This window comes from Bradyrhizobium sp. AZCC 1721 (assembly GCF_036924715.1).
Lineage (GTDB): Bacteria > Pseudomonadota > Alphaproteobacteria > Rhizobiales > Xanthobacteraceae > Bradyrhizobium.
Window position 1 is genome coordinate 458,793 of record NZ_JAZHSB010000001.1, and the last position, 14,207, is coordinate 472,999.

Genomic DNA, 14,207 nt, shown 5'->3' on the forward strand with positions numbered 1-14,207 from the left:
ACCGCAGCTTGGCAGCATTCTCCGGTTGTTGGAAGCCGCGCTAGCCTACTTCGGCAGCGTCGCCTTCAGCGCATACAGCGCCTCCAGCGCCTCGCGCGGCGACATCTCATCGGGATGCAAGGCCTTCACCGCTTCCACCAGTTGCTCCGCCTCGCTCGGGGCTACGGCTTCGGCGGCGGCGCGGGAGGGGACGGCGAACAGCGGAAGGTCGTCGGCAAGGGCGCGGGCGGTCTGGCCGCGGTCCTGCGCCTCGAGCTTGGCCAGCACCGACTTGGCGCGCGCGATCACGGCCGGAGGCAGGCCCGCGAGCTTCGCCACCTGGATGCCGTAGGAGCGATCGGCCGAGCCCGGCAGCACCTCATGCAGGAATACGACATCGCCCTGCCACTCCTTCACCCGCACGGTGGCGTTGAACATCCGCGGCAGCTTGGCGGAGAGCGCGGTCAATTCGTGATAATGCGTGGCGAACAGCGCGCGGCAGCGATTGGCCTCGTGCAGATGCTCGATCGCGGCCCACGCGATCGAGAGGCCGTCGAAGGTGGCGGTGCCGCGGCCGATTTCATCCAGGATCACCAGCGAGCGCTCGCTGGCCTGGTTCAAAATCACGGCGGTCTCGACCATCTCGACCATGAAGGTCGATCGTCCCCGCGCGAGATCGTCGGCCGCGCCGACGCGTGAGAACAGGCGGTCGACGACGCCGATCCGGGCGCGCGATGCCGGCACGTAGGAGCCAATCTGCGCCATCAGCGCGATCAAGGCGTTCTGGCGCAGGAACGTCGACTTACCGGCCATGTTCGGGCCGGTGATCAACCAGATCTGACCCGACTTCTGGCCAGGCCCCGGCGAGAGGTCGCAGGCATTGGCAATGAACGGCTGGCCGTCGCGCTTCAGCGCCTGTTCGACCACCGGATGCCGGCCGCCCTCAACGGCGAAGCCGAGCGAGCCGTCGACCTCTGGCCGCACGTAATTGTCGTCTGTCGCAAGCTTCGCCAGCGCGGTCGCGACATCGAGCAGCGCGAACGCATGCGCCGCGGCGCGCAGATCGTCGCTGGCGGCCAGCGCCATGGCGCAAAGCCGCTCAAAAATTTCCAGCTCCAGATTGAGGGCGCGGTCGCCGGCATTGGCGATCTTGGCCTCGATCTCGCCGAGCTCGGACGTGGTGAAGCGAACCTGCCCCGCGAGCGTCTGGCGGTGGATGAAGGTCGCGTTCAGCGGCGGCGCCATCAGTCTGTCGCCGTGCTGCGCCGTGACCTCGACGAAATAGCCGAGGACGTTGTTGTGCCGGATCTTGAGCGCCTTGATGCCGGTATCGTCTGCGTAGCGCGCCTGCATCGCGGCGACCACGAGGCGGGAGGCATCGCGCAGGTTTCGGCTCTCGTCGAGCGCGGGCTCATAGCCCTCGCGGATGAAGCCGCCGTCGCGCTTGACCAGCGGCAGTTGCTCGGCGAGTGCGCGTTCGAATTCGCGCGCGAGATCGCGCGAGGGGCGGCGCAGCGCCTCCATCACGGCGATGATTTCAGCCGGTGCGGCTTCGAGCTGCGCGAGGCGCGCCAGCGCCTGGTCTGCCGCGAGAATGCCGTCGCGCAAAGCGGCGAGGTCGCGCGGGCCGCCGCGACCGACCGACAGCCGCGCCAATGCACGCGACATGTCGGGTGCAGCGCGCAGCGTGGTCCTGATATCGTCACATGCGGCGCCATCGGTAACAAATGTCGCGATCGCATCCAGCCGCCGTGCAATCGCGGCGCTGTCGGTGAGAGGCGCGGCGAGCCGTTGCGCCAGTAGCCGGGAGCCTGCGGCGGTAACCGTGCAGTCAATCGCATCCAGCAGCGATCCGCGCCGCTCGCCAGCGAGCGTCCGGGTCAGTTCGAGATTGGCGCGGGTGGCGGGATCGATCGCCATCGTCGTGCCCGCAGCCTCTCGCGATGGTGGCGACAGCGGCGGACGCTTGCCGACCTGGGTGCGGTCGATATAGGTGACGGCGGCGGCCGCAGCGGTCGCCTCCAACTGCGTCATCGCGGAAAGACCATCCATGGTCGCGACTGCGAAATAGTCACAGAGGCGCCGCTCGGCGGTGGCGCCGTCGAAGACGTCGCGGGTCAAGGGCGTCACTGACGGCAGTTCGCGCAGCAGCGGCCCTAAATCAGGATCGCCATAGAGCGCGTCGGTGACGATGGCCTCGTTCGGATTGATCCGCGCCAGCGTCGCCGCCAGTTCCGCGGTCGAACATTCCGTGACCATGAACTCGGAGGTCGAGATATCGATCCAGGCGAGGCCAATGCGGTCGCCTCCGGAGGAGGCGCGGGCGCGCGCGATTGCCAGCAGATAATTGTTGGTGCGGGCATCGAGCAGGGTGTCTTCGGTCAGCGTGCCCGGCGTCACCAGCCGCACCACGCCGCGCGCCACCACGCTCTTGTTGCCGCGGGCGCGCGCGGCGGCCGGATTCTCGGTCTGCTCGCATACGGCAACGCGATGGCCGGCATTGATCAGGCGATGCAGATAATCCTCGGAGCGTTCCACCGGCACACCGCACATCGGGATATCCGCGCCCTGATGTTTGCCGCGCTTGGTCAGCACAATGCCGAGCGCCTTCGAGGCGATCTCGGCGTCCTCGAAGAACAGCTCGTAGAAATCGCCCATCCGGTAGAACAGCAAGAGCCCGGGATGGGCGGCCTTGATCTCAAGGTACTGTTCCATCATCGGCGTGACGCGCGCGGGCGCCTCTGATGCCGGTGCTTGCTCCGGGGACAGGGGGATGGATTGCTGGATCGTCATTGCGGGCGGCAAACTACAGAATTTCGCCGCCCGGTCCTATTCCCTTACCTGCGTTGTCAGAGTTTTCCACGCCCGGGACCGCCAGACCGATTATACGCCCGGAGCATGACGGCCCCTCCGCGAAAGCGCCGCGGGGCAGCCATGCCTCAATTGACCTGCCGCGGGTGCGCTCCTAAAACTCGCCATCAAATCTGGGTCAACGCCTAAAGCACGGCATTCAGGGAGAGATTCTATGCGTGATGTATTCATTTGCGATGCCGTCCGGACCCCGATCGGCCGGTTCGGCGGATCGCTCGCCAAGGTGCGTGCCGACGATCTGGCCGCAGCCCCGATCAAGGCGCTGATGGCGAAGCATCCCGATCTCGACTGGTCGCAGGTCGACGAAGTATTTTTCGGCTGCGCCAACCAGGCCGGCGAGGACAACCGCAACGTCGCGCGGATGGCGCTGTTGCTCGCGGGCATGCCGGAATCGGTTCCCGGTCAGACGCTGAACCGCCTCTGCGCGTCGGGTCTCGATGCGGTGGGCGCCGGGGGCCGCGCGATCCGCGCCGGGGAAATCGATTTCGCGATTGCCGGCGGCGTCGAATCGATGACGCGGGCGCCGTTCGTGATGGGCAAGGCGCCGGAAGCGTTTGCGCGCTCAGCCGAGATTTACGACACCACGATCGGCTGGCGCTTCATCAATCCCCTGTTGAAGGCACAGTATGGCGTCGATGCGATGCCGGAAACCGGCGAGAACGTCGCCGAAGAATTCCAGGTATCGCGCGCCGACCAGGATGCGATGGCGATCCGCTCACAGCAGCGCGCGGGCGCGGCGATCGCCTCAAGCTATTTCGCCGAGGAGATCACGCCGATCCAGGTGCCCGGCGGCAAGGCAGGTCCCATCACCGTCGACAAGGATGAGCATCCGCGTCCCGAAACCACGCTCGAAGGATTGGCAAAACTGAAGCCGATCGTGCGCAATCCCGGCACGGTGACGGCGGGCAATGCATCCGGCGTCAATGACGGCGCGGCGGCGATGATCCTTGCCTCTGAGCTAGCTGTGAAGAAGCACGGGCTGACGCCGCGGGCGCGCATCCTCGGGCTTGCTTCGGCCGCGGTGCCGCCGCGCATCATGGGCATCGGCCCGGTGCCGGCGACGAAGAAGCTGATGGAGCGGCTTGGCATCAAGATCTCTGACTTCGATTTGATCGAGCTCAATGAAGCCTTCGCTTCCCAGGGCATAGCCTGCCTGCGCCAACTGGGCGTCAAGGACGACGCTGATTTCGTCAACCCGCATGGCGGCGCGATCGCGCTCGGCCATCCGCTCGGCATGAGCGGCGCGCGGCTGGCGCTGACGGCGGTGCACGGCATGGAGAAGCGGGGCGGGAAGCTTGCCTTGGCAACCATGTGCGTCGGCGTCGGCCAGGGCGTCGCGGTCGCGATCGAAAAAGTCAATTAAGACAATGGTTTGGGAGGGTGAAAAATCGCCCTTTCCCAAATTAGTTATGTCATATAATGATCCGGCGGCGCGGCTCAGCGACAAAATCGCAAAGCATTTTGCGCGGCGACTGCGATGCGAGGGAGGAATTCGTCATGACATTGGTCTATCCAGTGCAAAGTCTCGCGGCGCATCCGCCGCGGCTGTCTCCCGCCTACAAAAGCACGGTCAAGCGTTCGCCCTCCAAGCCGCTGATTCCGATGCGTCATACGCTGTCGGAATTGACCGGGCCGGTCTATGGCCACGAGACCGTGCGCGCGAACGATCATGACCTCACCGTTCACGGCAAGGGCGAACCGATCGGCGAGCGCATCATCGTGCACGGCCATGTGCTCGATGAAGACGGCCGCGGCGTGCCGAACACGCTGGTCGAACTCTGGCAGGCCAATTCCTGCGGCCGCTATGTCCACGTCGTCGACCAGCATCCCGCGCCGCTCGATCCGAATTTCACCGGCGCCGGCCGCGCGCAAACGGACGCGCAAGGCTACTATCGCTTCGTCACCATCAAGCCCGGCGCCTATCCCTGGGGCAATCACCACAACGCCTGGCGGCCAGCCCATATCCACTTCTCGGTGTTCGGCCACTCCTTCGTCTCGCGCCTGGTGACGCAGATGTATTTCCCCGGCGATCCGCTATTCCCGTTCGATCCGATCTTCAACTCGGTCACCGACGAGAAGGCGCGCAACCGGATGATCTCGTCATTCGATCTGGAGAACACCAAGCCGGATTGGGCGCTGTGCTACCGCTTCAACATTGTGCTGCGCGGGCGCAACGCCACGCCGATGGAGAACAGTTAAGTGCCTCAGACCAAACCGGACGGCATTACCCCGTCGCAGACCGTCGGTCCGTATTTCGCCTATGGCCTGACGCCGAATGGCAAATACGACTGGAACGATGCGTTCAACAACAATCTGGTGACGCCGGACACCTCGGGCGAGCGCATTCGCGTCGAGGGCACGGTGTTCGACGGCGACGGCGTGCCGGTGCCGGACTGCATGCTGGAGATCTGGCAGGCGGACGCGCAGGGCCGGTTCTCCGATCCGCAGGACAAGCGGGCATTGCCGAATACGTCATTCAAGGGATTCGGCCGCATCGGCACCGATGCCAAAGGCGGCTATGCGTTCGACACGATCAAGCCGGGCGTGGTGCCCGATCCCGACGGCAAGCCGCAGGCGCCACATATCGTGCTTGCGGTGTTCGCACGTGGCATGCTCCTGCATAATTACTCGCGAATTTATTTCGACGGCGAGGCGGCCAATGCCGCCGATCCGGTGCTGGCGCTGGTCCCGGCCGAGCGCCGCTCCACGCTGATCGCGACGCGCCAACCGGGCAGCGGCAATGCGATCTATCGTTTCGACATCCATCTGCAGGGCGATAACGAGACGGTGTTCTTCGACGTGTAGCCGCGACTGCATCGCAGGAGCGGCGCGACAGGCAAGACTTCGCACATGATGACGCTTCGCCAGGTCGAGGTGATCCGCGCCGTGATGGTGACCGGCACGATCGGCGGAGCTGCGAGACTTCTGAACGTATCCGCGCCGGGCATCAGCCGGCTGGTGAAATATACCGAGAAGTCGCTGGGCGTCCGCTTCTTCCAGCGTCAGAACGGGCGCTATTTCCCGACAGCGGAAGCCCGCAACATCTTCGAGCAGATCAACGGCGTCTACGAGAAGATGGACGATCTCTCCGAGATCATCTCCAAGATCGGACGCGGCGATCTGTCCGAACTGCGCATCGGCTCGGTGCCGAGCATCTCGCAGGTGATGGTGCCGCGCGCGATCGAGCGGGTGCGGCGCCGCTATCCCGAATTGCGGATCGACATCAACATCCTCAAAATCGAGGAAGCCGTCGACTACCTGTTGCTCGGCCGCGGCGATTGCGTCGCCATGAGCTACCGGCTCGAGCATCCCGGGCTGGATTTCCTGCCGCTGGCGTCGGGAGAATTGTTCTGCATCGTGCCGGCGGGGCATGAGCTTGCCGGGTGCAAGCAGGTCTCGGCCAAAGAGATCATCCGCTATCCGCTGATCGGCATCGATCCCAACGATCCCTATGGACGGATCATGGCGGAGATATTTGCGCGCAACAAACTCGACTACGACATCACCATCCGCGCCCGCTTCGGCACCACGGTGTGCGCGCTGGTGAAAGCCGGCCTCGGCATCGCCGTGATCGACCAGTTTACCGTCGCGCATGGCGGCTATCCCGGCGTCGAACTATTGAAGATCGTCGAGCCGACCAGGTTCGACACCTACATCGCGGTAAAGCGTGGCGCTCCGCTGTCGCTGCACATCGAGCATTTTATCGACTGCCTGCGCTCGGAAATGCGGGCGGTGGGGCCGGGCAAGGCGGCGCTGCGAAAGCCCGATCCCAAGCCGCGCAAGAAATAACATGATGTTATCTATCCGGCATAAATGGGTAATTGTGTTAGGTAGGCAAAGCGCTATCGTTCGGCCGGATCGGGACGTTCCCGAGCCGTCCGCTGGCCCTTACCCGCATTTGCGCCCGACGACGAGATCATGAGCCCTGCCGCCCGCCCGATTGCTCCGGCCGATCGCCGTTTCCTCACCGGCCTGATCGGCGCGCCGATTGCGCATTCAGCATCGCCGGCGATGCATGAGCGGGCCGCCGAAGCGCTCGGCGCTCATTGCCACTACCAGCTTATCGAAGTTGCCGGTGCAGGCCGCGAAGAATTGCGGTTGCTGCTCGACGGCGTGCGGCGCCTCGGCTTTGCGGGCGTCAACGTCACCTTCCCGTACAAGGAAGCGGTGGTTTCCCTGCTCGACGAATTGTCGCCCGGTGCGCGCGCGATCGGCGCCGTCAACACCGTCGTGGTCCGGGATCACCGGCTGATCGGGCACAACACCGACACAACGGGATTTGCCCGGGCGATCACCGAACTCGTCCGCGATCCCGCGCAGAGCATTGTCGCGGTGATCGGCGCGGGCGGTGTCGGCAAGGCGATCGCGTTTGCGCTTGCCGGCATTGGCGTGGCGGAAATCAGGATCTTCGACACTTATGCAGCCAAGGCAACGCAACTTGCCGGCCTGATCGAGAGCCGTGGCAGCACAAAGGTTGCCGATAGCGTCGAGGAAGCCATGCGCGGCGTCAGCGGCGTGGTCAATGGCTCGCCGGTCGGCATGCTGCCGAACCGTCGCACGCCTGTGCCGGATGCGCTGCTGCACAGGGATATTTGGGTGGCGGACGCGGTCTACACGCCGCTCTGGACGCCGCTGTTGAATGCCGCCAAAGCGAAGGGCGCCGAGGTCATGACCGGACGCGAGCTCGCGATCTACCAGGCGGCGGACGCCTTCGAACTGTTCACGGGACTGAAGCCATCGGCCGTCGAGATGGGAAATGCATTCGACGCCGTGATGGCCAAACGCTACGCTAAAGTGAATGCAGCGTAACAGCACGGCCGCTTACAAGGCCGTCTTTTTGAAACAACAAGAGGGGATGGAAATGAGATCTGGAATCTTTGCCGGGCTATTGCTCGCTACCGTATCGGCCGCAACCGCATTTGCGCAGGGAGCACCGATCAAGCTCGCCGATGTCGCCGAACTGTCGGGCGGCGGCGCCACCGTTGGCAACAACTGGAAAAACGGCATCGATCTCGCGATCGAGGAGATCAACGCCAAGGGCGGCGTGCTCGGCCGCAAGCTCGAAGTCACGCATGCGGATTCGCAATCGAATCCCGGCGTTGCCCGCGCGCAGGTGCAGAAGGCGCTCGACAATGAGCCCTACGTCCTGCTCGGGCCCGGCTACTCGGGCTCGGTCAAGGTTACCTCGCCGCTCGCCGCGGAAGCCGGCATCACCCAGATCATGGGTGGCGAGGCGGCTGAACTGACACAGGGCGGCAACAAGTTTCTGTTCCGCACCTCGTTCGGCCAGCAATCCTCGATGCCAAAAGTCGCGAAGTACATCAACGATGAGCTGAAGGCCAAATCGGTCGCGATCGTCTGGGTCAACAACGACTTCGGCAAAGGCGGACGCGACGTCATCACTAAGGAATTCGCCAAATACAACATCAAGGTCGCGGCAGACCTTTCCACCGAAGCGGGACAGGCCGATTTCGCCGCCGACGTCAGCAAGATCAAGGCCGCGGCGCCCGATGCGGTCTTCGTCTACCTCAACGAGGAAGAAAGCGCGCGCATCCTGAAAGAGCTGAAGCGCCAGGCAGTCGCTGCGCCGCTGGTGGGCGAGACTACCCTGGTTGGTCAAAAGGTCGTCGAACTGGCTGGAGACGCGGCCAACGGCGCGCGCGGCCACGTCGGGCTTACCACCGACGCACCCGTCGATCTGGTCAAGGCCTTCCGGGAAAAGTTCGTCAAGAAGTACAACTACGTGCCCGATCACAACGGACTCAAGGGCTATCTCGCGATCTACATGGTCAAGGCGACCACCGAGAAGATGGGCAAGGTCGACGCCAAAAAATTCGCCGATACGCTTCACGGCCTCACCATCAAGGCCGCGAGCGAGCCCGGCATCCTGATGGATGTGACTTTCGATGAGAAAGGCGACATCGATCGCCAGGGATTCCTGGTCGAGATCGTCGAGGGCAAGCAGGTCGTCAAGCAGGTGCTGCCGAAGCTGAATTGAGTTACGGCGACGGTGGCGCGCGGAGGGGCGCGTCACCGCCGCGATCAGAAATTTCGAAACAGCATTGATATCGTCCGCGTCTGACGGGTGAGGGAGAAGCATGTCCAATCTGCTCGATCTGCTCGTGGCAGGCCTAGCGACCGGGGCGATCTATGCCCTTGTCGCCGTCGGTTTCACGCTGCTGTGGCAGACGTCGCAAACCATCAATTTCGCGCAAGGCGAATTCGTGATGCTGCCGGCGTTCCTGATGCTGGCGGTAATGCATGCGGGCGCGCCGTTCTGGCTCGCCATCATCCTTGGCATCCTGCTGTCGCTGCTGCTGTTGGGGCTCGGCTTTAAGCTGCTGCTGGTCGACCCGATGCTGCGGCACGGCGTGCTGCCACTCGCGATCGCAACCATGGCGCTCGCGATCGGCATGAAAGAGGCGGTGAAGCAGTTCTTCAGCGCGGAAGCCTCGCCGTTCCCCTCTATCGTGCCGGTCGGTGATGTCTGGATCCTCGGCCGCGTGGTCTCGTTGCAGAGCCTCGGCGTGCTCGCACTTGCGATCGCCGTGGTGATCGGCCTGACTGCGCTTTTGAACCGCACGTCGATCGGTCACCAGATGCAAGCGACCGCACAGAATCCGACGGTTGCCCGCATCATCGGCGTGCCGGTCGAACGCATGATCCTGCTGACGTTCCTGATCAACGCGTTTCTGGTGGCCTTGGCGTCGCTGCTGATTACCCCGATTTATCTGGCGAAATTCTCCTCCGGCGAAGTGCTGGGGCAGGCGGCGTTCATCGCGGCGATCGTCGGCGGCTTCAACCAGGTGCGCGGCGCCATTGCCGGTGGGCTGTTGATCGGCGTCGTCGACAATCTGGCGGCGGCCTATGTATCGACGCAGTACCGTGCCGCGGTGCCGTTGATCCTGCTGATCGTCATCATCCTGTTTCGTCCGCAGGGGCTGCTCGGCCGGCCCGAGGAGCGCACGGTATGACCGCAATCGGAAAATACTGGCGTATTGCCCTCGGCGTTGCCGTCATCGCGGCGCTGATCATCGTGCCGATGAATTTCAACCGCTATGGCCTGTATATCCTCAGCCAATGGACGGTGATGACGATTGCCGCAATGGGGCTCAATCTGACGCTGGGATATGCCGGCCAGGTTTCGCTGGCGCAGGGCGCCTTCGTCGGCATCGGCGCCTACGCGGCAGCGATCATGACCACGCAGGGCATGCCGCTGATTGCGGCGCTCGGCGTTGCGATCGTGCTGTGTTTTGCGATCGGATGGATCCTGGGCTATCCGGCGCTGCGCGTGCAGCACCATTACCTTGCCTTCGTGACGCTGGCGTTCTCGACGCTGGCCTTCCTGGTGTTCCGCAACGAGGACTGGCTCACCAAGGGCATCTACGGCATCTCCAATATTCCGCGGCCGAATGTCCTTGGCTTCGCGACCAACCGGCCGCTGCCGTTCTATTATTTCTGCCTCGGCTCGCTCGGCATCGTCTCGCTGGCGATGTGGTGGCTGATCCGCTCGCCCTGGGGCCGCGCGTTCGTGGCGCTGCGCGAAAATCCGGTGCGGGCGCTATCGCTCGGCATCGACACGCGCCGCTATACGCTGATGGCGTTCGCAATCGGGTCGGCGCTTGGCGGCGTCGCCGGCACGCTTTATGCGCCGCTGACGCAATATATCGATCCGGTTCCGTTCAACCTCTCGCTCTCGCTCGATCTATTGATGATGGTGATCGTCGGCGGCTCCGGATTCTTCTTCGGGCCGTTCCTCGGCGCAATGATTGCGGTGCTGCTGCCGGAATGGCTGCGCTTCACGCAAGGCTACTATTTGATGCTCTATGCGGTCGCCGTGATGCTGCTTCTGATCTACTCGCCGACCGGCATTCTCGGCATCCTCGACCGCTATCTGACCGAGCGTCGCACCAAGGCGGCGTCCGCCTTGCGGGCAGTGGCTAAATCCCGGCTGGAGACGGCACCATGACCGCAGTCCTCGAAGTCAGCAACATCAAGAAGAGTTTTGGGGGCATCAAGGCGGTCGACGGCGTCAGCTTCGACGTGCAGGAGGGCGAGATCCTCGGGCTGATCGGCCCGAACGGCTGCGGCAAGTCCACGCTGTTCAACTGCATCCTCGGGCAACTCACGCCGACCGATGGCGAGGTAAAGGTCGACGGCAAAACCGTCACGGGATTGCGGCCGTCCGAGCTGAATCGTCTGGGCGTCAGCCGCACCTTCCAGCTTCTGCAGGTATTCCCGAAACTCTCGGTGCGCGAAAACCTGATCCTTGCCGGCCAGGAGCATCAGGGCAACATGGTGTCGCGGCTGTTCGGCCCCTCCGATGCCGGGCTGAGCGCGGCGGCCGACCAGATCATCGGCTTCTTCAAGCTCGACCATCTCGCCACCGAAGCCGCAGGCGGGCTGTCGTACGGCCAGCAAAAGCTGCTCGACGCCGCGATGGCGTTCATGGGTGGCCCGCGGCTGGTGCTGCTCGATGAACCGGCCGGCGGCGTCAACCTCACCATGCTCGGGGATCTCAAGGAACGGCTGGCGGCGATCAACCGCGAGAAGCGCGCCACCTTCGTCGTGATCGAGCACAACATGGAATTCGTGATGTCGCTATGCACGCGCGTGATGGTGATGGCGGAAGGCAGACTGCTGGCGATGGGCACGCCTGGCGAAGTCCGCGCCAATCCCGCCGTCATCGAAGCCTATCTCGGCCACTAAAGGGATCGATCCATGAGCGATGCTATCCTGGATGTTCAAGGCCTCATCGGCGGCTATGGCAAGATGACGATTCTCAACGGCACCAGTTTTTCGGTGCCGGCGGGCTCCATCACCACCGTAATCGGCCCGAATGGCGCTGGAAAATCCACCGTGTTCAAGGCGATCTTCGGGCTGTTGAAGCTGCGTGAAGGCAGGATCGTATTCAAAGGGCGGGACGTTACCGGGCTGAGCCAACGCGAATTGCTGACGTCAGGCATCTGCTATGTGCCGCAGGGACGCAACATCTTCCCCGAATTGTCGGTGCGCGACAACATCCAGCTCGGCGCCGTCGTCGCCGGGCGGGACATCACCGATCTGCCCGCGCGAATCGAGGCGGCGCTCGACAAGTTTCCGGCGCTGCGCAGAAGGGCAGCGCAGCAGGCGTCCACGCTGTCGGGCGGCGAGCAGAAGCAGCTCGAGATCGTCCGCGGCCTGCTGCTCAACCCGCAACTGGTGCTGATCGACGAGCCCTCGATCGGGCTGTCGCCGCTGATGGTGCAGCAGACCTTCAACATGCTGAAGGAATTGCGCGACCGCGGCGTGTCGATCCTGATGATCGAGCAGAATGCGCGCTCGGCGCTGGAGATTTCAGATTACGGCATCGTGCTCGAACTCGGCCAGACCCGGCTCGTCGACAAAGCGGAGCGGGTGCTGAACGATCCCCGCATCGGGCAATTGTTCCTGGGTGGCGCCATGACGGAAACTGCAGCATGAACCAGCGCTCGATCGCTACCGTTTCGCTCAGTGGCGCGCTCGACGAAAAGCTGCGGGCGATCGCTGCATCCGGATTCGACGCCGTCGAGATCTTCGAGAACGACCTCTTGTCGTTCGCAGGCAGCCCGCGCGACGTCGGCCAGATGTGCCGGGATCTCGGGCTGTCGATCTGCGCCTTCCAGCCATTTCGCGACTTCGAGGGCATGCCGGAGCCGCAGCGAGGGCGCAATTTCGCCCGCGCCGAGCGCAAGTTCGACTTGATGCAGGAATTGCAGACCGACTTGATGCTGATCTGCAGCAACATCTCGCCGGCCTCGATCGGCGGCATCGACCGCGCGGCGGCCGATTTTCGCGAACTGGGTGAACGGGCCGCCGCGCGAGGCTTGCGCGTCGGCTATGAGGCGCTCGCCTGGGGACTTCACGTCAACGATTATCGTGACGCCTGGGAGATCGTGCGGCGCGCCGACCACAAATCGATCGGCATCATCCTCGATAGCTTTCATGCGCTGGCGCCGTCGTTCCCGACGCTGCCGATTCAATCGATCCCGGCCGACAAGATCTTTCTGGTGCAGCTCGCCGACGCGCCGAAACTCGGCCTCGACGTACTGTCCTGGAGCCGGCACTTCCGCTGCTTCCCGGGGCAGGGTGACCTGCCGGTCGCGCGCTTCGTGGAAGACGTGCTCGCTACCGACTATGCCGGCCCGCTGTCGCTGGAAATATTCAACGACCAGTTTCGCGCGGGCTCGGCGGTGCGCACCGCGACCGACGGGCTACGCTCGCTGATCCTGCTCGAGGATGACGTCCGTAGCGCCGCCTCGAGCGCTCCGGCAAAGCCACTGCCGCCGAAGGCGCGCAGCCGCGGCGTCGGCTTCATCGAATTCGCCGTCAGTGAAGAGAAAGCCAGCGACCTCGCGGCGCTGTTCGGCCAACTCGGCTTTCGCAAGACGGGAGCGCATCGCAGCAAGGACGTCGAGCGTTGGTCGCAGGGCCATATCGATCTCGTGATCAATTGCGAGCCTGATAGCTTTGCGCATTCGCATTTTGTCGCGCACGGTCCCGGGGTCTGCGCTATCGCTGTTGATGTCGATGACGCCGGCAGCACCATGGCGCGCGCCGAAGCGCTGCAGGCGCGCACCTTCTATCAGCCGGTAGGGCCGGGCGAGCTTGAAATCCCGGCGATCCGCGGCGTCGGCGGCAGTCTGCTGTATTTTCGGGAGCAAGCCGGCAAGAACTGGGAGCTCGATTTCGAGCCGCTGCGCAGCGATGCGGCTACCGATCGTCTCGACGCCGTCGACCACATCTCGCAATCGATGCCCTACGATGAGATGCTGTCGTGGCTATTATTCTATACCGGCATTCTCGATCTGAAGCGTCTGCCTCAGTTCGAGATCGCCGATCCGGTCGGCCTGGTGCAGAGCCAGGCGCTGATCAACGCCAACGAAAACCTGCGGGTGGTTCTGAACGGTTCATCGGCGACACGCACGCTGTCGGCCCGCTTCATCCACGAATTCTTCGGCTCCGGCGTCCAGCACGTCGCGTTCTCCTGCCGCGATATCTTTGCAGCCGTGGCCGACATGCGCGCGCGGGGTGCAGATTTCCTGAAGATTCCCGACAATTACTACGACGATATCGAGGCCAAATACGGCCTCGACGCCACGACGATGGCGGCGCTGCGCGACAATCAGATTCTCTACGATCGCGAAGGCGAGGGCGAATTCTTCCAGGCCTATACCCATGCCTTCGACGAGCGGTTTTTCTTCGAGATCGTCGAGCGGCGCGACTATCATGGCTTCGGCGCTGCCAACGCCGCGATCAGGCTCGCCGCCCAGACCCGGGAATCCCGGCCGTTCACCATGCCACGGGCTTGAGCGGCCGCGAATTCTGCGGCCACAAGA

The 14,207-nt window shown here is 63.8% G+C and carries 12 protein-coding genes; 11 read left to right on the forward strand and 1 reads right to left on the reverse strand.

Features of this window, described 5'->3' with window-relative positions:
- Positions 1-45 precede the first annotated feature (45 nt).
- Positions 46-2,772: a DNA mismatch repair protein MutS gene (gene mutS / locus V1273_RS02175; RefSeq protein WP_334408571.1), complete on the reverse strand. Its 2,727-nt coding sequence runs from the start codon at positions 2,770-2,772 to the stop codon at positions 46-48.
- Positions 2,773-3,004: 232 nt separating this feature from the next.
- Between mutS and pcaF the strand changes: the two genes are divergently transcribed.
- The 11 genes from pcaF to V1273_RS02230 all read left to right on the forward strand — a co-directional run bounded on the left by pcaF (position 3,005) and on the right by V1273_RS02230 (position 14,180).
- Positions 3,005-4,213: a 3-oxoadipyl-CoA thiolase gene (pcaF, locus tag V1273_RS02180; protein WP_334408572.1), complete on the forward strand. Its 1,209-nt coding sequence runs from the start codon at positions 3,005-3,007 to the stop codon at positions 4,211-4,213.
- A gap of 134 nt (positions 4,214-4,347) precedes the next feature.
- A complete protein-coding gene (gene pcaH, locus V1273_RS02185) occupies positions 4,348-5,049 on the forward strand; it encodes a protocatechuate 3,4-dioxygenase subunit beta (protein WP_213289532.1) in 702 nt (233 codons plus the stop codon).
- Positions 5,050-5,655 (forward strand): protocatechuate 3,4-dioxygenase subunit alpha, encoded by a 606-nt coding sequence (pcaG, locus tag V1273_RS02190; RefSeq protein ID WP_334366043.1) that lies wholly within the window; start codon positions 5,050-5,052, stop codon positions 5,653-5,655.
- A gap of 45 nt (positions 5,656-5,700) precedes the next feature.
- The gene (locus V1273_RS02195; RefSeq protein ID WP_334408573.1) at positions 5,701-6,639 is read left to right on the forward strand and encodes a LysR family transcriptional regulator; all 939 of its coding nucleotides are present in this window, start codon (positions 5,701-5,703) and stop codon (positions 6,637-6,639) included.
- 129 nt (positions 6,640-6,768) lie between these two features.
- On the forward strand, positions 6,769-7,659 hold the full coding sequence (locus V1273_RS02200; RefSeq protein ID WP_334408574.1) for a shikimate dehydrogenase: 891 nt from the start codon (positions 6,769-6,771) through the stop codon (positions 7,657-7,659).
- Between the two features lie 52 nt (positions 7,660-7,711).
- Positions 7,712-8,848 (forward strand): ABC transporter substrate-binding protein, encoded by a 1,137-nt coding sequence (locus tag V1273_RS02205; protein WP_334366046.1) that lies wholly within the window; start codon positions 7,712-7,714, stop codon positions 8,846-8,848.
- A 100-nt stretch (positions 8,849-8,948) separates the two neighbouring features.
- Positions 8,949-9,824, forward strand: a complete 876-nt coding sequence (locus tag V1273_RS02210; RefSeq protein WP_334366047.1) for a branched-chain amino acid ABC transporter permease — start codon at positions 8,949-8,951, stop codon at positions 9,822-9,824.
- Positions 9,821-10,819, forward strand: a complete 999-nt coding sequence (locus V1273_RS02215; RefSeq protein ID WP_334408575.1) for a branched-chain amino acid ABC transporter permease — start codon at positions 9,821-9,823, stop codon at positions 10,817-10,819. The genes V1273_RS02210 and V1273_RS02215 overlap by 4 nt, the downstream gene beginning before the upstream one ends.
- The gene (locus V1273_RS02220) at positions 10,816-11,559 is read left to right on the forward strand and encodes an ABC transporter ATP-binding protein (protein WP_334408576.1); all 744 of its coding nucleotides are present in this window, start codon (positions 10,816-10,818) and stop codon (positions 11,557-11,559) included. Before V1273_RS02215 ends, V1273_RS02220 begins: the two co-directional genes overlap by 4 nt.
- A 12-nt stretch (positions 11,560-11,571) precedes the next feature.
- Complete coding sequence (locus V1273_RS02225) at positions 11,572-12,312, forward strand: ABC transporter ATP-binding protein (protein WP_334408578.1); 741 nt, start codon at positions 11,572-11,574, stop codon at positions 12,310-12,312.
- Entirely contained in the window at positions 12,309-14,180 is a 1,872-nt protein-coding gene (locus V1273_RS02230) for a bifunctional sugar phosphate isomerase/epimerase/4-hydroxyphenylpyruvate dioxygenase family protein (RefSeq protein WP_334408580.1), read from the forward strand. The genes V1273_RS02225 and V1273_RS02230 overlap by 4 nt, the downstream gene beginning before the upstream one ends.
- Positions 14,181-14,207: the final 27 nt, after the last annotated feature.